This is a genomic window from Pseudoalteromonas neustonica (assembly GCF_001653135.1).
GTDB lineage: Bacteria > Pseudomonadota > Gammaproteobacteria > Enterobacterales > Alteromonadaceae > Pseudoalteromonas > Pseudoalteromonas neustonica.
Genome location: NZ_BDDS01000004.1, coordinates 321,049 through 346,012 on the forward strand (window position 1 = coordinate 321,049; position 24,964 = coordinate 346,012).

19 protein-coding genes are annotated in these 24,964 nt (G+C 40.2%); 16 read left to right on the forward strand and 3 right to left on the reverse strand.

Annotated features, from left to right (window positions below; all coding sequences use genetic code 11):
- Positions 1-48 precede the first annotated feature (48 nt).
- The 4 genes from A7967_RS08725 to A7967_RS08740 all read left to right on the forward strand — a co-directional run bounded on the left by A7967_RS08725 (position 49) and on the right by A7967_RS08740 (position 6,975).
- Complete coding sequence (locus tag A7967_RS08725; RefSeq protein WP_054206714.1) at positions 49-2,097, forward strand: alpha/beta hydrolase family protein; 2,049 nt, start codon at positions 49-51, stop codon at positions 2,095-2,097.
- A gap of 229 nt (positions 2,098-2,326) precedes the next feature.
- Positions 2,327-2,752, forward strand: a complete 426-nt coding sequence (locus A7967_RS08730) for a hemerythrin domain-containing protein (protein WP_054206715.1) — start codon at positions 2,327-2,329, stop codon at positions 2,750-2,752.
- A 270-nt stretch (positions 2,753-3,022) separates the two neighbouring features.
- Positions 3,023-4,372 (forward strand): flagellin N-terminal helical domain-containing protein, encoded by a 1,350-nt coding sequence (locus A7967_RS08735; protein ID WP_054206716.1) that lies wholly within the window; start codon positions 3,023-3,025, stop codon positions 4,370-4,372.
- Positions 4,373-4,650: 278 nt separating this feature from the next.
- A complete protein-coding gene (locus A7967_RS08740) occupies positions 4,651-6,975 on the forward strand; it encodes a TonB-dependent receptor domain-containing protein (protein ID WP_054206717.1) in 2,325 nt (774 codons plus the stop codon).
- Positions 6,976-7,035: 60 nt separating this feature from the next.
- Here the strand turns inward: A7967_RS08740 and A7967_RS08745 are convergent, their stop codons facing one another.
- Positions 7,036-7,452, reverse strand: coding sequence for a hypothetical protein (locus tag A7967_RS08745; protein ID WP_054206718.1), 417 nt, complete (start codon positions 7,450-7,452; stop codon positions 7,036-7,038).
- Between the two features lie 487 nt (positions 7,453-7,939).
- Here A7967_RS08745 and A7967_RS08750 point away from each other — a divergent pair, with 487 nt between their 5' ends.
- The 12 genes from A7967_RS08750 (at position 7,940) to A7967_RS08805 (ending at position 22,437) form a co-directional block, all read left to right on the forward strand.
- The gene (locus A7967_RS08750) at positions 7,940-10,270 is read left to right on the forward strand and encodes a TonB-dependent receptor (protein ID WP_054206719.1); all 2,331 of its coding nucleotides are present in this window, start codon (positions 7,940-7,942) and stop codon (positions 10,268-10,270) included.
- An 11-nt stretch (positions 10,271-10,281) separates the two neighbouring features.
- Positions 10,282-12,435 (forward strand): dihydrolipoyl dehydrogenase family protein, encoded by a 2,154-nt coding sequence (locus A7967_RS08755; protein WP_054206720.1) that lies wholly within the window; start codon positions 10,282-10,284, stop codon positions 12,433-12,435.
- A gap of 37 nt (positions 12,436-12,472) precedes the next feature.
- Positions 12,473-13,237: a DUF547 domain-containing protein gene (locus tag A7967_RS08760; protein WP_405629806.1), complete on the forward strand. Its 765-nt coding sequence runs from the start codon at positions 12,473-12,475 to the stop codon at positions 13,235-13,237.
- Between the two features lie 55 nt (positions 13,238-13,292).
- Positions 13,293-14,468, forward strand: coding sequence for an ABC transporter substrate-binding protein (locus A7967_RS08765; RefSeq protein ID WP_054206733.1), 1,176 nt, complete (start codon positions 13,293-13,295; stop codon positions 14,466-14,468).
- The gene (locus tag A7967_RS08770; RefSeq protein ID WP_054206722.1) at positions 14,468-16,225 is read left to right on the forward strand and encodes an ABC transporter permease; all 1,758 of its coding nucleotides are present in this window, start codon (positions 14,468-14,470) and stop codon (positions 16,223-16,225) included. The genes A7967_RS08765 and A7967_RS08770 overlap by 1 nt, the downstream gene beginning before the upstream one ends.
- 1 nt (position 16,226) lies before the next feature.
- Complete coding sequence (locus A7967_RS08775; protein WP_054206723.1) at positions 16,227-16,880, forward strand: ATP-binding cassette domain-containing protein; 654 nt, start codon at positions 16,227-16,229, stop codon at positions 16,878-16,880.
- Positions 16,874-17,500 carry a CDP-alcohol phosphatidyltransferase family protein gene (locus A7967_RS08780; protein ID WP_054206724.1) on the forward strand — a complete coding sequence of 209 codons (627 nt, stop codon included), beginning with the start codon at positions 16,874-16,876 and terminating at the stop codon, positions 17,498-17,500. The genes A7967_RS08775 and A7967_RS08780 overlap by 7 nt, the downstream gene beginning before the upstream one ends.
- Positions 17,490-18,278 (forward strand): sterol desaturase family protein, encoded by a 789-nt coding sequence (locus A7967_RS08785; protein WP_054206725.1) that lies wholly within the window; start codon positions 17,490-17,492, stop codon positions 18,276-18,278. The genes A7967_RS08780 and A7967_RS08785 overlap by 11 nt, the downstream gene beginning before the upstream one ends.
- Positions 18,279-18,445: 167 nt before the next feature.
- Positions 18,446-20,299: a CIA30 family protein gene (locus A7967_RS08790; RefSeq protein ID WP_054206726.1), complete on the forward strand. Its 1,854-nt coding sequence runs from the start codon at positions 18,446-18,448 to the stop codon at positions 20,297-20,299.
- A 104-nt stretch (positions 20,300-20,403) separates the two neighbouring features.
- The gene (locus tag A7967_RS08795; RefSeq protein ID WP_054206727.1) at positions 20,404-21,387 is read left to right on the forward strand and encodes a sensor histidine kinase; all 984 of its coding nucleotides are present in this window, start codon (positions 20,404-20,406) and stop codon (positions 21,385-21,387) included.
- Entirely contained in the window at positions 21,384-22,172 is a 789-nt protein-coding gene (locus A7967_RS08800) for a LytR/AlgR family response regulator transcription factor (protein ID WP_064435629.1), read from the forward strand. The genes A7967_RS08795 and A7967_RS08800 overlap by 4 nt, the downstream gene beginning before the upstream one ends.
- Positions 22,173-22,254: 82 nt before the next feature.
- Positions 22,255-22,437, forward strand: a complete 183-nt coding sequence (locus A7967_RS08805; RefSeq protein WP_054206734.1) for a DUF6435 family protein — start codon at positions 22,255-22,257, stop codon at positions 22,435-22,437.
- A 123-nt stretch (positions 22,438-22,560) separates the two neighbouring features.
- Here A7967_RS08805 and A7967_RS08810 read toward each other — a convergent pair whose 3' ends face one another.
- Both A7967_RS08810 and A7967_RS08815 read right to left on the reverse strand, forming a co-directional pair.
- Positions 22,561-24,162, reverse strand: a complete 1,602-nt coding sequence (locus A7967_RS08810) for a hypothetical protein (protein WP_054206729.1) — start codon at positions 24,160-24,162, stop codon at positions 22,561-22,563.
- A gap of 498 nt (positions 24,163-24,660) precedes the next feature.
- Positions 24,661-24,964 (reverse strand): IS66 family transposase (locus tag A7967_RS08815; RefSeq protein WP_157756408.1); only part of this gene is annotated, 304 nt, incomplete at its 5' end.

Genomic DNA, 24,964 nt, shown 5'->3' on the forward strand with positions numbered 1-24,964 from the left:
CATCCTGATATAATCCTTCGATAATTAAACTTGCGAAGGAAAATAACAATGCTAAAAACTAGCTTAGCACTGGCAATTGGGCTTACAAGCTCGTTGGCATTTGCCGCAACGCCTTTAACCGTTGAAGATATACCAAAAATTCAATCGGTTATTCAAACCAGCATTAGTCCTGATGGCGACAATGTTGCATTTACTCGCTCTGTACCGCGTGAACTTTACGTAGATAAAAATGGCACTAACTATAGTGAGCTTTACGTTGTTGACGACCAAGGCGTAGAGCGCCCGTTTATCACAGGCTCCGTTAGTATCAAGAGCATTCAATGGTCTAATGACAGTAAAACAATCTATTTTTTAGCCAAGCTAAATGAAGATAAATTTACCTCACTGTACCAAATTCCTGTAGATGGCGGTCAAGCGAGCAAAGTGCTTTCGTTAAAAGGCACATCAATTTCAAGCTATGAATTAAGCCCAAATAACAAGCAGCTAGCTATTTTAGCTATGCCAGCGGCTGATAAATCTGAAAAAGAACTTAAAAAGCTTGGCTTTATGGCTGAAGTTTATGAGCTTGGCTTAAAAGATAAACAGCTTTTTATTATTGATCTAGCCAAAGCTGACAAGCCTCTCACTCCTAATGCACTGAACATTGCCAACTACGTGAGTGAAGTTAACTGGGCAGCCGGTGGTGAAAAGTTACTGGTTAAAACTCAGCCAACCGCTTTAATTGACGATAAATATACTAAGTCACAATGGCACTTATTTGATATCGCGAGCAATAAAGTAACCATGTCATTTGCTACCGAAGGCAAATTAGGTGATGCTGAGTTATCGCATGATGGTAAATACATTGCAATCTTAGGCGCAGAAGATAAGCATGACCCATCAACAGGTCGTTTATTTTTAGCTGATACAAAAACCGGCGATGTAACTGACTGGCTGCCTAACTTTATGGGCCATGTTGTTGACTTTGAATGGTCTCATAAACGTAACACACTTAACTTTATTGCCAATGTTGGCACACAAAGTTTTGTAGCAACGATTAAAACTGGCTCTAATAAGTACAAAAAAGTTATTAAAGAAGGCAAATTTATTGCAGCAAACCTAAGTATATCTGATTCAGATAAAACCTTGGCGCTACGTGGCAATACAGCAACACACCCTAACGAAGTATTTATCATTCGTGGTAAAAAAACAGAGCGTTTAACTAATTCAAATACATGGTTAGATGACAAACGTTTTGCTAAACAAGAAACTATTTCTCTTAAAGCCCGTGACGGCGTTGAGATTGACGGCGTACTTGTCTATCCTCTTGATTACAGTGAAGGTACTCGCTACCCGTTAATCATGTCTGTGCACGGTGGTCCTGAAAGCCATGATAAAGATGGCTGGGTAACTAACTACTCTCGTCCTGGTCAAATGGGTGCGGCGCGCGGTTATGCAGTATTTTATCCAAACTATCGTGGTTCAACAGGTAAAGGCGTTGATTATTCAAAGCTTGGCCAAAACGATTACGCAGGTAAAGAATTTGACGATTTAGTTGATTTTAAGCAGCACCTTGTCGAAATGGGCCTAGTTGATACTAAACGTGTTGGTATTACCGGTGGCTCTTATGGCGGATATGCGTCTGCATGGGGCGCAACAAAACTGACTGAACATTTTGCGGCAAGCGTTATGTTTGTTGGTGTCACAAACCAATTGTCTAAATTTGGTACTACTGACATTTCAAATGAAATGAACCTAGTGCATGCGCGTTCATATCCGTGGGATAAATGGCAGTGGTATTTAGAGCGTAGCCCTATTTACTGGGCTGGCCAATCTAAGACACCACTGCTAATAATGCATGGTAAAGAAGATCCGCGCGTACACCCGGCGCAATCAATGGAACTTTACCGTTATATGAAAGTGCAAGGTAAGGACGTGCGTCTAGTTTACTACCCAGGTGAAGGCCATGGTAACCGTAAAGTAGCTGCACAATACGACTACAGCTTGCGCTTAATGCGCTGGATGGATAACTACTTAATTGATGGTAAAAAAGACATGCCAGCATTTGAGATCGATCATGCAGCAAAATTAAAAGCAGCGAAAGACGCAAACAAATAACATTATTTTTGCGTTAAATAAGTTAACTGGCCAACGTTCACGTTGGCCTTTTTATTTTTAAACATAGCTATCGTTAGGTGTAATATAAATACTGCTATCAGTAAAACTTACAAAAAAACCTTACCTGAAATTATGAATTTAAAAATAAATCATTATATAACAAAAGCTTAAAATATGGCTTTTACCTTGCAACATTCATTGAAATTAATGAACAATGTAAGGAAAAACCATGAACATTTTTGAAGCACTACGTCACGATCATGACAAACAACGTTCACTTGTCGATGCATTGATAAACACACATGGCGAGTCATCTGATCGACAATCAATCATGAAAGACTTAAAAAATGAGTTAGAAGAGCATGCAAAGTTTGAAGAGCGCTACTTTTATAATCCATTGATATGTGATGATCTTACCCAAGAGAAAGCGCGACATGGCATAGCAGAGCACCATGAAATTGACGACCTAATTGAAAAACTTGAAGACACAAAAATGACTTCATCTGCATGGCTGATTACCGCTAAAAAATTGCATCACCTTGTGCATCATCACCTTGCGGAAGAAGAACATGAAGCTTTTCAACTAGCAGGAAAAGTACTTACTGACACTCAAAAAATAACACTAGCAAAACAATACAATGAGGCAATGAACTAATACTTTAAATTACACTTGTCCTTCGCGAATAAAACACGCAATGTCTGTACCGTGTTTTATTCGTATTAAAGGTCTTTTTAAATATTGTATTAAAATTACTACGGCAAAAAGTTGCCGTCACACTATCGATTACGCCCATAAAAAAATATTAAACTTAATAACTTAGCGTCTATTTACACTATTTAAAAAGTATTAACCAAGTCAGCACCTAAAAAAGGTACTTCTGGCACCAAATTTGCTGTATTAGCTTTTTTTGCCAAGGATGACAAATTGCTGACAGTTAATTCTCGCTTTTTAAATACGTTGCAATCATTAAATATTTCGACGACAAAAGAATCTCAGTTTGAGCAGCTCGCTTCAGGAAAAAGAATCAATAGTGCAAAAGATGATGCTGCTGGCTTACAAATAAGCAATCGTTTAGCTACCCAAATAGCGGTTAAACAGCAAACATTAAGAAACTTACACGATGGTATTAGCTACGGCCAAGTTGCAGATGCAGGACTGGAAGAACTCACTACCGCTTTACAACGTATGAGAACACTTGCATTACAATCTGCAAATGGCAGTAATGCTGAACAAGATCGCTTGGCACTGAACGATGAATACACTGCATTACAAAACCATATTGACTCAGTTACAAATAACACTGAAATTTTTGGCAAAAAACCATTAATGTCAAAACCATTAATAGAAACAAACTTAAATAACGTACCTCTTATTAGTGAAGCATTTACAAATAATATAGAAGAAAGGTTATCTTCAGGATACGTTTCTTTAGGTGTGATACCGCCAAACTCTACAAATGTCAAAATATCAATCGACAGTTTTGGACAAAATGATGATATAAACTTATTTACACAAACTGGTGAACATCTCGTCGGGCAAGATTTATCAACTGACCAAAATAACATAGAAAATCAGCTTTTTACGTCAGCTAACGGCTACCAAGGTAATGAAGCATACAGTAATACAAACTTATTTGATGGCGCTGGGTTTAACTTTCCCGCAGTAAATACTCAAACGGTTAAAGGCATGAACTTTACTTACTCTGGTAATGGTAACCCTGGTAATAATAACGAAGAAGTATCAATAGCAAATGTCACTGAGCCATTGCTATTAACTATTGTCGGGAATGGTAGCTTTGATATCACAGTATCCTGGGACACGTTAGGCACACTCTCATCACAGGTAAGTTCATCAAGTGATGGTCCTATGTTAGTCACATCAACTGATAGAGCAATCGGCGACGACGGTTATATTATCTTTGAGGATATTGATGCTAGCTCTAGCTCACTGACGATTGGTGGGACTTCAATTGCAACAGAAAATAATGCACAAAGTGCTATTTCACGTATCGATACTGCGCTTGCTCGCGTAGGTGCTTTTCGCTCAGAAGTGGGAGCGAAGCTAAACTCAATTCAAACAACAATACGTAACGAATCAAATCAATCGGGCCTCTTAAGCAACTCGAAGCAACGTATCCAAGAAACTGATTACGCTAAAGTAATGGCTGAGAAAATTTCGACTGACATCATTGAGCAGGCTGGAATATTAGTCGCATCACAAGCAAAAAATGCTGTCAAAGATGGCATTCTCACGCTGCTTTCACAAATAGAGTAATATATTTTATTTAAATTATTGCGTCGCAAACTGATTGCGACCCCAAAAATTTTAAACATGTGAGTAGTAATCTAGTGATGAAGTTGATCCCACATCACTCAAGTTGTTCCATTTTAATACAATCTTTTCTCATAAATCACTTTACTACCATTAATTTTGACGAATAAGGTCTTTTAAAGTAAATACTTCACATTTCAATTGATAATGATGCTGATAATCATTATCATACCCGCAAAAGTTACACTAACGATTTAGTTATCATTATTAAAGGAAGTACAATGAAATCCCGCCCGCTTTACTTGGCCTCACTGATCAGCACATTACTTACATCGACGACATTACTTGCAGACGATGTAACAGCAGAAAACATGGAAGTAATGATTGTTACTGCTTCTGGTTATGAGCAAAAATTAATTGATGCACCAGCCAGTGTCTCGGTTGTTTCACGTGAAGATTTACAAAATAAGCCTTTTACTAGCCTTGCGGATGCACTTCGTGATATCGAAGGTATTGATGTAGGTGCGGGACAAGATAAAAACGGCAATATTAGTATTACAATGCGTGGTTTGCCTGCCAGCTATACCCTAGTGTTAATTGATGGCCGTCGCCAAAGTGACGTTGGGAATATTGGCCCAAATAATTTTGGTAATAGCCAATTTATGTATATGCCACCTCTTGAAGCCATTGACCGAATCGAAGTTGTACGTGGCCCTATGTCTACTTTATATGGTGCAGATGCAATCGGTGGTGTGATCAATATTATCACACGAAAAAACCTCGACAGCACGCATGGTAGCGTTACTGTAAGTAGCAATATTCAGACTGATGATCAGTACGGCGATGATAACAAGATCGATTTATACCTTACAGGCCCTACTGGTGTGGAAGGTCTAACCTATGGCGTTCGCGGTAGTTTTTATGACCGCCAAGAAAGTAAGCCTACATACAGTGAAAATTTACCACTTCCAGATGGTAGCATGTGGGTAGATGATGGCAGTTTTGGTGATAAAAAAGTCGTTGCTGCACGTAACTTCAATGCAGGCCTTAGCGTTAATTATCAAATTGATAAACAAAATGACATTACTTTTGAGTATGACATTGCAAAGCAACGTTATGATAATACTCAAGGGCAAACTGGCACGCTTGATAGCCCTAATAGTTTATGGCGTATACGAAAAGGCATTGTGCATCCTCGCGTAGGTTATACACCTTACCAACGTGTTGAACGTGAACAGTTTGTTCTCGCGCACGTTGGCCGCTACGATGCTGGCACTTTAACCAGCAGTATTACCCGTAGCAGCAGTGAAAATTTTGGCCGCTCATTACCATTGAATGTACAAGAACGCTTAGGCGTTCAAGCTATTTGGGATAAAGCAGTACAAGATCAGGGTACTGACAAACCAACGCTAACAGATGAAATTTACACGCAACTTGATGAAACCTTTTTACCGCGCCCATTACGTGCTCTAAAACTTGATAACCTCATTATTAATACTAAGTTTGAGTCAAACATTGATAATCACTACTTTGTTATTGGCGCACAATATTTTGATGCTGAAATGGAAGATGGCGTATTTGGTATGTATGGTGATGCTTATAAAGCAGGCACAACTCAAGATCATCGTCAAACGGCCGTATTTGCTGAAGATAATTGGGAAATCACCTCTAACTTAACCGCAACGTTAGGTGCACGTTACGATCACCATAACATTTTTGGTTCGCAAGTGAGCCCTCGTGCTTATCTAGCTTACTCACCTGCTGATGAGTGGACATTTAAAGGCGGTATCAGTACCGGCTATAAAACCCCTGAGCCAAACCAATTATTTCCAGGAATTACTGGGTTTGGTGGTCAAGGCACTATTCCATTCGTAGGCACACCTGATTTACAGCCAGAAACTAGCGTTAACTATGAAGTAGCGGCTTACTTTAATGGTATGGATAGTTTCAGCGGTAATATCACAGTGTTTTACAATGACTTTAATGACAAAATAATTCGCCAAGACAGATTACCAAACTGTGAAATAGCCATTGCCGACGAACCTTGTGTAGAAATTGGCAAAGGCTGGGCGGGTATTGGTAGCACCACGTTTAGTCAAGCAGCTAACGTTGATGAATCTGCCACACGCGGTATCGAGATAGCCGCAAATTGGAAGATCATTGACAGCCTATCACTGCGTGGTAACTATACATACACGGACAGTGAAGTTAAAAGTGGCCGTGATACAGGCCTTCCTTTAGTTAACACGCCTAAAAATATGTATAACTTAACACTAGCATGGCAACCACTTGATGATCTGAGTGTGTCGCTTATCTCAGAAATTCGCAGTAATCGTTATCGAGGCACCGCTAATGTATCTGGCCCACAAGGACCTGAAACACAAAAGCTGTACTACAAAGCCTATGATTTATATCACTTAGCAGCTACCTATAAAGTAAACGATAGTCTAGCGATAAATGCACGCATTAATAATTTACTGGATGATGATTTATCTAGCCGCTCTTGCTTATTAGCAGCAACAGAAGACGAGTATGAATGCACGTCTGATTATAATACGACTCAAAAAGCCCGTAGTTTTTGGGTATCGATGAGTTATAGCTTTTAATTCAGCATTGCTATAAGTTAAAAAGCCCAGCAATGCTGGGCTTTTGTGTTTACAGTTAAATTATGATTTAACTGTAAACTTTACATCTTCATCACGCAGTAAATATAGCGCAAAACATGCCGCCCACATTGGCCAAGCAGCAAAGAATAGTAAGTTATTAAAACCATCAATATATTGGCCGTATGATGAAAGTGTTGATGCGCCATGCATTAAAAATATCAGTCCATAAGTAATACGCTTTTTAATTCCGGCCATAAAAGCTAAAACCAAAATCAATTGCAATGCCCCTAATATATAAGCGACAACATCAGTTGACCCGCTAATCCCATAAAAGTGCTCAAATATACGTGCACTGTGCCCTGGATTTACAAATTTATCCAAGGTCCACATAAGCATTACAATAAAAACGCCTAAACGTAATGAAAAAAGAGACCATTGCAAGCGATTTTTTAAATCCGATGAGAAAGAGTGAGACATTTAAATTCCTTAAATTAAGTGTTGTCATTTCAGTAATGAATCTAACAAGACCGTCTTTTTAAAGTTTTATTGCATAACTTTTACTTTTTTATGAGCCTTACAGGCTAGGCTGGAATAGGCTAATGGATATGGTTGAAGCTACTGAGCTATTAAAAACGCTGCAGCAGGATACTAACTTGTGATCAAGAGACAGACACGGATGTGGATAAGGGGCGTGAGCAGGATGCACAAGCTTTGCTCGGTTTTTACTTATTCTCACATGGATGTGAACCAGTAGAATAACGCAGGAGCCGTTATCGAGCCCGCTAGTTTACAAACCTCGCGCCGTGATTAAACCGCCCCTAGATTGAACGAATTTCAATCAACAAAGGTCAACACGCCCTAATATCCTGTATCTAATTAAATTAATCAGTATCAATGAAAGTATTTTTAAAACCTTACGGTCTAATCCATCGTATATAACATATTTAACCACAGCGAGAGAGTTTTGAAATACGCATTTTTAGCACTTAGCATTTCCCTTAGCTTTTCAACATTGGCAAAAACTAATGACCCTATTGAGGTTATTCAAGTATCTGGTGAAGCGGTGAAACTTCATAGTCTTTCACCAAAAGATAGCACCGTTGATGGACCGTTTGGTGATAATTTAGCGCTGTCAGATATTGCACGTGCAGTAACACCAATTTCGAGTGCGATGATCGAACAACTTAACATTACGACCCTACAAGACATGCTCGCAGTGGCTCCAAACAGTTATTCTGCAAGTGGCTTTGGCGCGCCAAGCTTGCCAACTTTACGCGCTCAACTAGGTGAATTATTTCAAGATGGTGTTCGCCGCCAAGCGGGGAATAATGGGTTTGGGATCCCAGTTTCATTTAATGCCATTGAACAAATAGATGTAGTAAAAGGTGCGCCACCGGTACTTTTTGGTAGTAGTCAGCGTAACGGGGGATTTGTAAATTTACGCTCAAAAACAGCCAGCACTGATCAGCAGCAAGGTAAAGTTCAGCTGTCAGCAGGACGTTGGGATCAATATCGGGCGCTAGTTGATTACAGTGCGCCTATTGTTGAAGGTCAGAGCGGCTTTAGAGTCAGTGCTGAACATATCGATAACGGTAGCTTTTACGACTACGCAGGATATGAAAGTGATAGTTTGTTTGCTGCACTGCGCTTTTTACCAGATGACAAAAGCAGCTGGGATCTCAACTTTGAGCTTTACAGTGTAGATTATACCGACAACGCTGGTATAAATAGGCCAACTCAAGCATTAATTGATGATGGCCTTTATATTACTGGTCAAGGCGTACAGCCAAATGGCAGTAACGTGCCTGGTGCAGGTGCTATTGTGTCACCAACGGGGCAAGTTGTGATCCCGAGAAACCAAGTTTTAACCGATCCAGATAATATCAATAATGCCACAACGTATTTATTTCACAGTATTTATAAACGTGAATTAAACAACCAAGCAACGCTTAAAAACATTACTTACTTTCAGCATTTACAGCGCGAGTCACTCGCTAAAAACAGCTTTGTTGAAATTATTGATGGCGCAGACACAGCACAAAACCGTACCGAACTGAGTTATCAATGGAATGATTCACAAACAACGGTATTTGCATTTGATGTACGTTATAACAAAGTAAAAGGCTATAGCCAATTTACGACTGAGGCCGATTTACCGATTGATTTAACTGGGCCACTTGAAAATCGCCGCATTCCTTTAACCGCACAGCAGCAAGCACGTTTAGTTGAACTGCGCCCCGGTGTTTTTGTCTCTCCTGGTGCGCAATACGATATAAACAATGATGGCAATGGTGATTTTTCACTATCTGACACCACTGACTCAACCAGCTGGCAAACAGGTGTTGCATTTCAACACGACAGTCAATGGACAAATAAACTGCGCACCAGTATTGGCTATAGACTAGATTATTATGATGTAGTAGCCAAAGATGCGCTCCCGCCACAAGGACACAGTGCCGCGCAAGACAGTATCTATGAAACGCTGCATTCAGGTCAGGCAAGTATCAATTATAAATTTATCCCAAGCACTACAGGCTATATTGCCGGCAGTTATAATCAAGCTACGTCAAACAGTATGGCAGGTGGTCACACGCTTGGCAGTGATAACAAAATTAGCGAGCAAAACTTTGCAACCGACAACACATTGCTTGAAGTGGGTGTAAAATACGCGCCAGAGGATAGCCCATGGTATATTGACGGTGCGGTATTTAATCAGCGTCGTAGTTTACGAAACCGTGATGGTAGTAATACTGGCATTCGCACTCAAGGTTTTGAAACCCAGTTATTTTATGATGCATCCCCTTATTGGTTAAGTGCAGGCTATAGCTATATTGATGCTCGCTATGATAATTCAGCGAGTAGCCAAGACTCAAGTCAAGTGGCCGACGCCTTTGATAATTCACGCCCAGACATCATCAATGGTACAAGTGTTGGCGCACCCAGTTTTACTGCATTTGCGCCTTCAACGCAGCGAGTACAAGGCATTCCAGAGCAATCCGTGAGTATTAATGGAGGCTGGTCTATCTTAAGCAATTGGCAAATTGGCTTTGGTGGTATTTATACAAAAAGCTACCCGCTTGATTTCTTAGCAACCGTTAATATTCGTGATCAATACACATTAAATATAAATACAAGTTATGACTTTACTGATCAAACAAAGCTGCGATTAGATATTAACAACGTTACAAATCAAGACAACTGGCGACCCGTGTTTGAGGGCGGTTACTTTGGCTCGACCTTAGTATTTCCTGAGCTACCAATTAATGCCAAGCTGACATTTCAGCACAGCTTTTAAGAGCGAACCCTATGTTTAAAAAAATTACATTACTTATTGTTGCTTTGCTCACCATTGGGCTGTTTTTTCACTTTGATTTACATCAGCTTTTAACTCTTGATGGGTTAAAAGGATCAATGGATCAATTTAACCAATACAAAGAGCAATCCCCTTTATTAGTCATTGGTGGATTCTTTCTATTATACGTTGTCGTAACAGCCCTATCGCTACCAGGGGCGGCAATTTTAACCCTTGCAGCAGGTGCTTTATTTGGCTTAGTTGAAGGCTTATTAGTTGCCTCATTTGCCTCAACCATTGGCGCCACATTAGCCTTTTTAGTATCGCGTTACTTATTACGTGATGCGATTAAAAAGCGTTTTCCTGAGCGTTTAGCCGCAATTGATGCTGGCGTTGAAAAAGAAGGCAGTTTTTACTTATTTACCTTACGTTTAGTGCCTGTGTTTCCGTTCTTTTTAATTAACTTATTAATGGGTGTTACGTCAATCAAGTCATGGACTTTTTATTGGGTAAGCCAAATTGGTATGCTGGCCGGTACTTTTGTGTTTGTTAATGCAGGCACTCAACTGGCGCAAATTGACAGCTTATCGGGCATTTTATCGCTTAACTTGATCTTATCGTTTGTGTTGCTTGGCATATTCCCATTAATAGCGAAAGCAATCCTCAACACGATTAAAAAGCGCCGTGTTTATAAAAACTATACTAAACCTAAACAATTTGACCGTAACATGATAGTTATTGGTGGTGGTGCTGGTGGCTTAGTTACAAGTTACATTGCCGCTGCTGTTAAAGCTAAAGTGACCTTAATTGAAGCGGGCGAAATGGGCGGTGATTGCTTAAATTACGGCTGTGTACCCAGTAAAGCAATTATCAAAAGTGCCAAAATCGCGGAGCAAATTAAGCACGCCGATAAGTACGGCCTAGAAAACAGCACACCGCAGTTTTCGTTTAAAAAAGTCATGGCACGTGTGCATCAAGTGATTGCTGATATTGCCCCACACGACAGTGTTGAGCGTTACACAAATTTAGGGGTAGAAGTACTTAAAGGCTACGCAAAAATTACTGACCCTTGGACCGTTGAGATTAAACTCAACAATGGTGGCACACAAACTCTTACTGCTCGCACCATTGTAATCGCCACAGGCGCACGCCCATTTGTGCCGCCACTGCCAGGCATTGAAGATGCAGGTTATGTCACAAGCGATACGTTATGGAGCAAATTTGCCGAGCTTGATGAAGCACCTAAAAAACTCGTGGTGTTAGGCGGCGGGCCTATTGGCTCCGAGCTTGCGCAAAGCTTTGCACGATTAGGCTCATCAGTAACACAAATCGAAATGGCTGATCGCGTGATGATAAAAGAAGATACCGAAGTATCAGAGTTTGCAACACACGCCCTTAAAGCAAGTGGTGTGAATGTATTAACTAATCACCAAGCATTACGTTGTGAAAAACGCGGCGAGCAGAAATTCATTATTGTTAAGCATGCTGAGCAAGAGCTCGAAATTGAATACGATGAGCTACTGTGTGCCGTTGGCCGCAGCGCCCGTTTAAGCGGTTATGGTCTTGAAGAATTAGGCATTGAAACCAACCGCACTATCGTGACCAATGAGTACTTAGAAACCCTTTACCCTAATATTTTTGCGGCTGGCGATATTGTCGGCCCGTATCAATTTACCCATGTAGCCGCCCATCAAGGGTGGTACGCCGCAGTCAACGGCTTATTTGGGAATTTGAAGAAGTTTAAAGTGGACTACCGCGTGATCCCATGGACTACCTTTATTGACCCTGAAGTCGCCCGCGTGGGTATAAACGAGCAAGATGCGATTGACCAAGGTATTGATTATGAAATCACCCGCTTTGAATTTAAAGAGCTTGACCGCGCAATTACCGACAGTGCCACGCAAGGCTTTATTAAAGTGATCACACCAAAGGGTAAAGACAAAATTCTCGGTGTTACTGTGGTCTCTGAGCACGCTGGCGATTTAATTGCTGAGTTTGTACTGGCGATGAAACATGGTTTAGGCCTTAATAAAATTTTAGGCACTATTCACAGCTACCCAACCTGGGCTGAGGGCAACAAATACGCCGCAGGAGAGTGGAAACGCGCCCACGCACCGCAAACGGTACTTAATTGGCTAGAGAAATACCATACATGGCGTCGAGGGTAGTATTTTGAAATCGTTATTTTTTATTGTATTAACGAGTCTGCTATTTATAACGCATGCTAAAGCTGATGATTCACTTCATCAGCCTTGGCAGCAACTGCTCAGCAGCCACGTAAAATCGATTAACCACGGCGTTAGTACAGCAGTAGATTACAGCGCATTTAAAAAGCAACATGCACAACTAAAAGGTTACTTGAGTACCCTTAGCGATGTTACCCAGGCGCAATTTGAACAATGGGATAATGCGCAGCAGTTGGCTTTTTTGATCAACGCATACAACGCATGGACAGTCGAATTGATTCTAACTGAATACCCAAACATTAAATCAATTAAAGACTTAGGGAGTTTTTTTAGTTCCCCGTGGAGCAAAGAGTTTGTGCCATTATTAGGCGAAACCCGTAGCCTAGATAATATTGAACATACGCTTATTCGTGGCAGTGGTAAATACAACGAACCGCGCATCCACTTTGCGGTTAATTGTGCCAGCATCGGCTGCCCGGCACTGCGCGAAGAAGCGTATACTGCCGCTAAACTTGATACTCAACTTGAGCAACAAACTCAGCGATTTTTAGCTGATATAACCCGTAACTATGTAAAAGATAACACGCTTTATTTATCTTCTATTTTTAAATGGTACCAAGATGATTTTGAAAATAGCTTTCGTGATACGCAATCATTACAAGCATTTATCTTATTATACCCAGATGCGCTAAACTTAACGCCAAGTCAACAAGCAAAACTTAAAAGTAACACCATGAAAGTGAAATTTTTAGATTACAACTGGGCATTGAATGACAACCAGTAATTATCTGTTATTACAACCAAAGCGTATTAAACACTACGCCTTGGTCTTTATTGCTATGCTTAGTTTTATATTTTCATCAAACAGCGCTGCAAAAAATTGGCAAACTGTGCTCGATAACGGCCAAAACCACAGTGTATATTTTCATGCTTGGGGTGGAGACCCACAAATAAATGCCTATATTCAGTGGCTTGCACAGCAAGTTAAGCAGCAATATAATATTGATCTACACCATATCAAACTCACCGATACCAGTGAAGCTGTAAGCCGCGTTTTAGCTGAAAAATCAGCAGGTAATCACAGCGAAGGAAAAGTCGATCTTATTTGGATCAACGGTGCAAATTTTGCGGCAATGGCAAAGCACGGTTTACTAACGCCTAATTGGGCCACTAAATTACCTAATTTTTCATTAACTAATCCCACAAAAAACCCAGCGATGAGTTTAGACTTTGGCGTACCAACTCAAGGCATGGAATCACCGTGGGGGCAAGCTGCACTTACTTTTTACTACGACAGCGTTGCAATAACTTCGCCACCTAAAACTCTCACGCAATTACTTACTTGGAGCACACAACATAAAGGTCGATTTACTTATCCCAAACCGCCTGATTTTATTGGCGTAAGCTTTTTAAAGTATGCACTGATTAGTTTAACGCCAGCATCACTACAAGCGAAGCTTTATCAACCTGTTACAAAGCAAAACAGCGCTTTATTATTGCCTAAATTATGGCAGTTTTTAGATACACTACACCCTAATTTATGGCGTGCAGGCCAGCATTTTGTCTCTAGCAGCACCGCACTTAGACGTTTAATGGGTGATACTGAATTGAGCCTTGCCATGACATTCTCAGCGCCCGAAGTCCCTGCTGCTGTCACCCGCTTTGATCTCCCCACCAGCATTCGCAGTTATGCTATGAGTGATGGTAGCCTCAGTAATATTCACTTTGTTGCTATACCTTACAATGCAGCACATACAGACAGTGCTAAGTTGGTCGCTAATTTCATGCTCAGCGTAAATGCACAAGCTAAAAAGCAACGCCCAACTACTTGGGGTGATAATACCGTATTGGATTTATCTATTTTAGCTGCAGATCAAGTAACTCAATTCCAATTATCAAACCCGCACCCAAGCAGTTTAGCGCCAAACCATAATAGCCCAGCCCTTGCAGAGCCTCACCCAAGTTGGGTAAAAGTAATTGAGCAACAATGGCTTGAACGATATGGAGCGCAATAATGATACACGCGCGTGATATATTTACTCGGAGCATAAAATTAACCCCCACGCTATTAATGGCGCTATTAGTGATCCCAGTTGTAGGTGGACTAATTGGTGTATTATTACCCGCGTTTGGCTATATCCCTGCACTTGATAAAACCACGTTTACCCTTCGCGGTTTTTATTCGCTATTTAATACCGCTGGTTTTGCAAACATGCTGCTACTGAGTGCGATTAGCAGTCTTGTTAGCACGTTATTGGCATTTATTATTACCGTATTAATTTTAGCCTGTTATTTTAATAGCCCTTGGCTTTATCGTATCCAGCGTTTATTGGGGCCTATTTTAGTGATCCCCCATGCCGCCGCGGCAATTGCAATTAGCTTTTTGATCACCCCATCAGGCATGATTTCGCGCTTATTTTCTCCTTGGCTTAGTCAATGGGACAGCCCACCTGACTGGATGTTTCCACACGATTCATGGGGGATAAGTATGGTGCTAGGCTTAACGTTAAAAGAGCTACCTTTTTTATTACTGATGGCGCTAGGTGCCCTTGCCCAAGCCGATTTAGGTGCAAAACTACGAGCCCAACATAAAGTCGCTTTGAGTTTAGGTTATTGCCCAATGACCGCTTTCTTTAAAGTAGTATTACCTAACCTATACCCATTTTTACGCTTACCAATTTTAGCCGTACTTGCTTATGCCAGTGCCAGTGTTGAAATACCGCTGATCCTTGGTCCAAATGCGCCTCCTACACTCGCGGTTGCTATTATGCACTGGTTTAACGATGTTGATTTAACCTTGCGCATTCAAGCCTCTGCGGGAGCAATCATGCAATTACTGTTGACCATGGGCTTGTTACTCAGCTGGTGGCTACTTGAAAAGCTCACAAAAAAGTTTAGCCATGGCAGCTTAATCAACGGCAGACGCGAATATGCTGGGCAACTTATTCAGCGTTTTACTCAGGTATTAACGTTTATTTTGCTCAGTATAATTATGCTCTCATTAGCGGGGCTCATTCTATGGTCATTTGCGGGGTATTGGCGTTTTCCTGATGCGTTGCCATCACAATTTGTGTTACTGCATTGGCAGCATGCTTTACAACAAATGCAAACACCTTTACTTAACACGGTTGTTATCGGGTTTGTTGCTACCTTAGTGGCTGTTATTTTGACCTTATTTACCTTAGAGGCAGAACAATTGCGTACGCGCAATTTATCCAATTTTGCCAGTTTACTGATTTACTTGCCTATGCTGATCCCAAGCATTGCGTTTTTATTCGGCTTAGTCTGGTTGCAGGAGCAAGTTGGTAGCCATCATGCGTATTTTAATGTGATATTTGGGCATTTATTATTTGTACTGCCCTATGTGTTTTTATCATTAGCAAGTAGTTACCGACGTTTAGACCCTCGTTTTTCTCACCTTGCGGCAAGCCTAGGAGCCACACCCAGCAAGGTGTTTTTACGGGTAAAACTACCACAATTATTAGCGCCTATCCTGATTGCATTCGCACTTGGCTTAGCGGTTAGTTTTAGTCAATATTTACCCACGTTACTCAGCGGCGGCGGGCGTATTAACACCATTACCACCGAAGCCGTCGCCCTTGCAGGTGGTGCAAGTCGTCGAGTGAGTGCCGTTTACGCATTAATGCAAATGTTATTACCTGCTATTGCGTTTTTTCTAGCTTGGTTTATCCCTAAGCTCGTTTTTGCAAAACAAACTGCATCCCCGCATAAACTTCAACACCCAACCTTAAAACAACAATCTAAGGCCTAATATGCATTCGTCACTTAATATAAAAAACCTCACTATTTGGCGAGAAAAAACGCAACTTATCTCCTTAAATGAACGCATTAAAGGCGGTGAAGTTCTCAGTATTATGGGTCCATCAGGCAGTGGTAAATCAACGTTACTAAATTGGTTAACTGGCATGCTGCCACATGGTTTTAGCGCACAGGGGACCTTGCTTTTAAACGAACAAAACATTACTCAGTTAGCCAGCCATCAACGTCATGTGGGGTTACTGTATCAAGATCCTTTATTATTTCCGCACTTAAATGTAGCTGATAACATTGCCTTTGCGATGCCTAAAGGGAATAAAAAGCAGCGTATAGAAAAAATCAACGACTCGCTAACACAACTAGGATTAGAGGGCATGGCAGCACGCCACCCACATAGTTTATCAGGCGGGCAACAAGCAAGGGTTGCGCTTTTACGTGTATTACTGAGCGAGCCAAAAGCAATTTTACTTGATGAACCGTTTAGTAAACTTGATGCAACACTGCGAAAAGATACCCGCGAGCTGGTATTTGAGCAAATTCGTCAACGCCAACTTCCCGCAGTAATGGTCACCCATGATGACAGCGATGCACATGCTGCTGGGGGGAAAGTAATTACTCTCAGCGCACATATTCAGGAAACAACATGTTAGATAAATTTATTACACCTGTTATAAAACCACTTTTAAAACCTGTGGTTATAATACTGGATAAGTGTGGCCTCAATGCCGATAAGCTCACTGTTATTGGCTTTATTATTGGTATGCTTGCCTTACCATTACTCGCGTTTGAATTTTATTATGGCGCTTTAGTGGTGATCATTTTAAATCGCGTGTTTGATGGTTTAGATGGTGCACTTGCGCGTCATCAACAGCAAAGTTCATCAGCGGGTGGGTTTTTAGATATTTGCCTCGACTTTTTATTCTACGGCGCGATTGTACTAGGTTTTGCTTTAGCCGATCCCGCACAAAATGCTGTTGCCGCAGCCGCATTATTGCTGGTTTTTATTGGCACAGGATCAAGCTTTTTAGCCTTTGCCATTGCCGCTGAAAAATTTAGCTTAGCTAAACCTCAGTTTAAATATAAAAGCTTTTACTATTTAAACGGCTTAACTGAAGGCACTGAAACCATCGCATTTTTCGTCGCGTTTTGTATTTGGCCGCAGCACTTTAGCTTGCTTGCATATAGTTTTGCAGTACTTGGCAGTATCACTATTTTTACGCGTATTCATGGTGGTTATCATACTTTAAGGCAAATAAATAATGACGAATGAAGCACTGTGGCGATTAGGCGCTTTCCTTACTATTTTGACAGTTATGATGATAGTAGAAGCAATTAGCCCTGCGCGCACATCACCTGTGGCGGCACGTAAACGTTGGTTTGCAAATTTTTCGCTAGTCGTACTGGCTTCAGTACTAGCTCGACTAACCATTCCTATAGGTTTAACCAGCGTCGCGCTTTATTGTCAACAACAGACTATTGGTGTATTTAATCAATTTATGTTGCCTTTGTGGCTGGCGGTAGTTTTGAGTTTACTGCTCCTCGATATCGTTATTTATTGGCAACATCGGTTATTTCATAAAGTGCCGCTGCTGTGGCGCTTGCACCGCGTTCACCACGCAGACCCTCATGTTGATACTAGTACAGGCCTGCGCTTTCACCCGCTTGAGATTATTTTAAGTATTATAATCAAACTGATTATTGTAGTCCTATTAGGCGTGCCAGCATTAGCGGTATTAATATTTGAAATTGCCCTCAATGGCTTAGCATTATTTAACCACGCGAATATTAGCCTGCCAAATAAAGTGGAACGTGTACTGCGGTATGTACTTATTACCCAGCAATTACATCGTATTCACCACAGCCAAACTGTGACTGAAACCAACAGTAACTTTGGTTTTAGTGTAACGTGGTGGGATCGCCTATTTGGCAGTTATACGCCCTATGCAAAACTAAGTGATGATACTCTTAACATTGGCTTAAAAGAATTTAGTACATCAAACTCACACTCACGTTTAGTCTCATTAATAGTCATGCCATTCAAAAAGTAACGACTGATAGTTTCTTTATCCAGTCCTTGGGTTATTTATTCGTTTATGTCGATTCAACCTTAAATCATGTCGGTTCACGCGAATGGTGCTGAACACACGAATAAAATCTCCTACATTCCCTATCAACAGCACGTTACACCGTACACAGTTTAATAAGGAATATAATAATGAAAGTAATCACTAAAACAGCAATCACCTTGAGTTTATTGAGCCAGTTTAATGCACACGCAATTGATTTACGTGTAGATAATATTCGTCTATATCAAAATAGTACTGCTAATTTTTCACCCCCAAGCACGCTTTATATAGAAAACGGAAAAATAGTTACTATCACTAAAGCAACTGATACTAAGCAAAAAGCAGATGCCACTATAAACGCTAACAACCAATTTGCACTGCCAGGACTAATTGATTTACATGTTCATTTGGGCTCGTCAGGCAGCAACTTCTCTGAGTTTCAATACTTGCCTGTTAAGTCGCATTTTAATTCAAATCTTTATTTAGGCGTCACAAACATAGTCGATTTGTTTTCATTTAAGCAAACCCTTGATGAAGCTGCACAATTAAAAGCGACACACGTAACGCCTAACTTATTTTATGCTGGTACGTTATTCACCAATCCTGGCGGGCATGGCACCCAATTTGGTGGCAGTGTGTACGAAATTACAAAAGATGAAGATATTGATACATTATGGAACAAGCATATAGCCACTAACCCACATATTACTAAAGCCGTTATTGAAACATTCGGTGGTATGGGAAAATCGTTAACTGACAGTCAACTCACTGAACTTGGCAAACGTTCAAAAGCCGCTAATTTACCTTATTTTGTGCATGTATCAACGTTACTTGATGGTAAACGCGCTATCAAAGCAGGCGCTACGGCACTTGCTCATGGGATTAATAATGAAGCCATTGATGAAGAATTTATTACCTTAATGAAGCACCACAGAGTAACTTATATACCAACACTGGCTGTGTATCATAATCACAGTGACGAAAAACATAACCATGGAGTAAGTTCACAAAGCCAATTACTAAGAACAGTGCCCGCTAAATTACAAAAATGTTTATTTGAAAAAGTACCAGCCCCGTCTAAGTGGACAGACAATGCATGGCAAGCTCGAAATACGGCCTACGCCAATATTAAAAAGCTCCATCAAGCAGGCGTTGTTATTGGCACAGGATCAGACGCGGGTAATCCGTACACATTACACGGCACAGGGCTTCACAATGAGCTAGATGCGCTCAAAAAAGCAGGGCTATCAAATGACCAAATAATTAATGCGGCGACGCTCAATGGTGCTCAAGCAATAAACCAAGGCGCCCATATTGGTAAATTAGCACCAGGATATGAAGCCAGTTTTATATTGCTCGCACAAAACCCACTCGTAGATCTTAAATCGCTTCATAACGTTGCAGAGGTATTTAAATCAGGACAAAGAATCGATCGTTCAAAATTAATAGCTGAAAATAAAACCATAGAGCCACAAGGCCCAGCCTGTAACCCAACAATTACAAGCCGTAAAGCACACATAATGATAGACGACTTTATTGGAGAGTCACCATGGCAAGCATTAAGCGACAAAGTAATGGGCGGACAATCATCCGTTGAACTAAAGTCAGAAAAACAAAGCTTAACAATTAACACAGCAGTTGCTAAGGCAACTAACTTTGGTGCATGGGCGGGCGCTGAAATAAAATACCCGCAACTAGTTGATGCATCTACATTCAAAGGTATCCGCTTGACTTATAAAGGGTCGAGCACCCCATTTGCACTGTCTATTTATCATAGTGAAGTAAAAGACTGGGATAACTTTTCTGCGCTTTTAATGCCTAGCAATGACTGGAAGACCCTTGAGATCCCATTTAGTGACTTCAAGCAATTTGGCTTTGGTAATCAAGTGAAATGGTCAGCAACTAAACTCTCTGGTTTTAACTTAATGTGGCGAAAAATGCCCGGTGCCAGTGACGACATCTTAAAAAACACACTTGAAATAAAAGAACTCGTGTACTTTTAAAAGTCATTTAACCTAAACTCTAGTTTACACTATTAAAACCAAAATTAGCCTTTGTTTTGGTTTTGTATAAACTGCCATATAACTTTAAAAACAAAATGACCAAAATGTTTAAACAGCCTTTTTTTAAATATAGCTTTTTTATATTACTTGCCATTGATATCGCCTATGCATTAGGTATTGCTATTGCAACTTCCTCACCTATTTCAGGCGACACTGCTCTTGCAGCACTCGTATGGTTTGTAACCTTTTATTGGTTACCTGTTTGGGCAGCGGCTATTTTAATTTTTTATTTAAGATCAAAAAACATAAATAAGCTCGCACTTGAATGGTTAATTGTAACCTCATTTATGGCGCTAGGTAACACCATCACAGACTTGACGTTAACCACCCTGTTTGACCAATACCAACCATTAGGAATTTTTGTAATATTTAATGGCTTGTTTTGGGGATCAGGCATTTACCTTGCAACGATTTATATAGAGAGTAAAAAAAAGGTGGTAACTGAAAAGCACGCTCGCAAACAAGCTCAATTAGCCACCTTACGCTATCAGCTAAATCCACACTTTATGTTTAACAGTCTCAATACTATTTCGGCTTATATTCATACCAACCCAGATTTAGCCGATGAAGTACTGCACGAGCTAGCTGATATTTTGCGCTACTCATTAGATACCGCAGAGCAACAACTTATCCCACTGCAACAAGAACTTGCTATTATTGAGAAATATTTAAATATTGAAAAAGCACGGTTTGGTGAAAAACTCCAGATAAACTACAACATCCCCACGCCGCTTAAAAATATAAAAATACCCCCACTCCTTATTCAGCCCATTATTGAAAATGCCGTTAAGCATAATGCCCAACAAACCAAACTAATCCTAAACATTGCTATATCTACAACTGATAACGGCATAAAAATTATTATTAGCGATAATGGCAAAGGCTTTAACCAACACGTATTACAACAAGGTTATGGCAAAGGTGTTGGAATGAAAAACATGCAGCAACGTATTCAACAATTAAGTAATAGTAAAGTCATGCTAAGTAATAATAATGGTGCAGTAATCACATTGGATATAACATTATGAGCGAACACACACCCGCTGCAAACAGTGAAAAAATTCGCTTAGTGTTTGCAGATGATGAACTCCCTGCACGTGAAAAGCTAAGCCATCAATTAAGTTTAATGGACAATATAGACGTGATTGGAGTTGCTACAAATGGTAAAGAAGCTATTTCGCTGATCAACTCACTCACCCCAGACGTTGTATTACTGGATATTCAAATGCCTGAAATCAATGACTTAGAGTTAGTTGATTTACTTAACTACCAACCCATGATTATTTATACGACTGCGTACGATCAATTTGCAATTGCAGCTTTTGAACATGCCTCAATAGATTATTTGTTAAAGCCATTCCCTATTGCCCGATTGAAAAAAGCACTCGCCAAAGTACAAGCCCAGCTGAACCAACAACACGCCGTAGCGCATGTAAATAAACAAACTGTACAGCCTCAATTTTCACATAATGAAAATAAGCTCAACAAATTGATCAGTAAAAATGGCGAAAGAATATTTCTTTTATCACCAGCAGACATTAAATTTATAAAATCAGAACAAGGAAACAGTTTAGCTTGGAATGGGGAGGTATTTTATCACTTAACTGATACCTTAGATCAGTTAGAACAAGCTCTATCATCACAAAGCTTTATTCGTATTCATCGCAGTTACCTCGTTAATATCGATCATATTAAAGAAATTCAACGTTGGTTTAATGGCAAGCTCATGGTGATTATTAATGATGAAGAAAAATCAGAGCTCAGTACTAGCCGCGCAGGTGCTGATAAACTAAAACACATACTACGTATTTAAGCACTCTGTTATTTGAGCATAATGTAAACCAATATGCATGTTAAAGCGTATATATGTACATAAAAGACTAACAGAGCAATTTATGTTTTCACTATTTAAGAAAGATCCAACCAAAAAATTAAATAAACTTCTTTCGATTAAGTTAAAAGAAGCGATGGAAGCTCAACGCAAAGGTGATATACGCACATATTCTCAACTCACTTTTGAAGCAGATCAAATAGACAAACAAATAATTGAAATAGAACAAAAAAATACACAAGCATAATAACTAAGCTAAATTACAGATCAGAAATAAAACAAGTACGTTTTAACTAGCCCCGTATTTTTAATATACGACAGACATTAAAAAGCCGCAATTAATGCGGCTTTTAAAAGTTATATTAATGTATTAGCTGCCTGAACCAGTAGTACCCGTTGTAGTTTGACAAACCACTTCAAGTGCTAAAGACTCAGCTGTACCATCGGCTGTAATCGTTGTAGTTGCTTTAGTCGTATCGCCAACTAGTGGAGTACGCGCATTAACAAATACATTGTATGTGCTGCCATCAACTAAATCTGCAAGTGTGAATGTGCCCGCAGTACCAGAAGCCAGTGTTTTAGCCTTACCAGCTAAGCTATAACTAACAACAGCATTACTCATATCAACCGTTTTAGTTGTGTCATTCGCGCACGCAGCCGTCACTGCAAAGTCTTCATTTACTAACGTAGCTGGGTTTGCCAGTACCACTGCAGCGGCACCACACACATTAACTTCGCCATCTGAAGTAAACCAAGGTGTTCCGTTAACATCAAATACTTTTACAGTTGCTTTAGCATTTGCTGAAATGCCAAAGCGCTTTGTATTTAATGGTGAAACAATAACATTACTCGCCGCATTGGCTCTTAAATAGCTTGTGGCACTTGCATCTGATGAGCTCATAGATACATACAAACCTGATGCAGGCACTGCATCACCACTTAAGTTTACTGCAATACCGTCAGTACAAATAGGAGCACTTACAGTTGAGGCGAAAAAGGTTAAATGCGTTGTTTTAAAAGTACCAGTGTAAGTATTTGTCTGTGCGTTTAAAGCACCCACTTCTACTTTGTTAGTTTCACTTGCCCACACACCTGTATCTTCATTGTGTGATTTAAGACCTAGCATATCACCCGGCTGAATAGCTTCACCATTGAGCATGGTCGTCGCCGGAATAGTCATTGATACTGTAATTGGGTCTGAGAATTTTTTAACTTTTTTGCCTGTGCCATCAGCCATCGTTACATTTGCAACACCCACTGATTTTACAATTGACGTTGCATCTGCATCGTTTAAACCAGCAGGAACGATTGATGAAGCTGCACCAGTAGATGAATCAGCGCCATTAACTTTTAACGTGATTTCGCCTGAAACTGGTTGTTCACTCGCATCATATAAAATTACGCCAGCAGGAACGCTTGCTGATGCACTTGATTTACCAGGATCCGTTGCAGCAGAAATTACCGCTGACGTTGTACCACCAGCTTCAACAGTAGACACTACCGATTTATTAGAGATACCATCAGCCGACTCAGAAACAAGGGCAAGTAATGCATTTACGCTCATCACGCCTTCTGCAGTCGTTAAATCAACAATAAAGCTTTTACCAATGTAATCATCAGCAGAAACATTGACTGTAACTTCACTGATATTAGCATCATCTTTAACTGTAAACGCTAAGCTACCATCAGCCAAGTCAACAGATGTTAGTTCATTACCATCAACATCAACTATATTTTCAGAAGCGACACCATTTTCAAAAAAAGTAACTTTGGCAGCAATTGCGTCATTTGTCACTGAATCAACAACATTCGCATTAACAACAACAGATAGCTCCGTAGGCGCGTCAGGCGCGACAACAACAGGAGGCACTACAACCGGTGGAACAACATCTTTGTCATTATCATTACAACCAGATAAAACAAAAACAGAAGCGACAGACAAAGCAAGTAACGTTTTTTTATTAGTAAGCATGGGGGGTCCTTTTTATTCCTTTTCAATTAGCGTATCTTTAATAAAATTATCATTATTAATAGACTGCTGCTAAATACAAATATTTTAAAATTAATGAAATGGCAATCTATTCATTTGCAATGGATATATTAACAACTCTATTGCATGCTTAATATTACACATCATTACAAACAAACATAATTTAACAAATACAGCTAAAACTTTACATCATTAAGCCATAGTTACAACATATAATTTGTAATCAAAGCGAATATAGCCAAGTGACCTCAAAATGCGAGCATCATTAGAATTAAATCAACGTATGCCATACCGGCTCAGGCTACCAATACGCCTTAAACGTTCTCGGTATTGCGCAACCATTTGATTAAAAAAGTACGCTCTGCTTTACGCAGCTTATGCCAGCTTGGAATAATGGCTTTAACATTAAGTCTATTGGCTTTTTATCATAAACATACAAGACTAAATTAGTGTGCTTTGTAAGCTTATAGCTAACGACACCTAGCCTTGCTTAATATTCCAAGGTAATAGCGGTTCAAGGTCACCGGGCTGCTCAGCAAGGTGCTGTAAGCACGTTGATATGTAGTCATGCACTACAAGATCATTTGCCTTTGCGGTTTCAACAAGGCTATAGAGTATGGCGCTGGCATGCGCGCCATTGCAGGTATTTGAGAACAACCAGTTTTTCCGCCCTATTACGAACGGTTTTATGGCTCGCTCTGCTCGGTTATTATCAATACTGAGCCTGCCATCATCGAGGTAACGCCTGAATTTCTCAAACTGGTTTATCGCATAGGTAATTGCT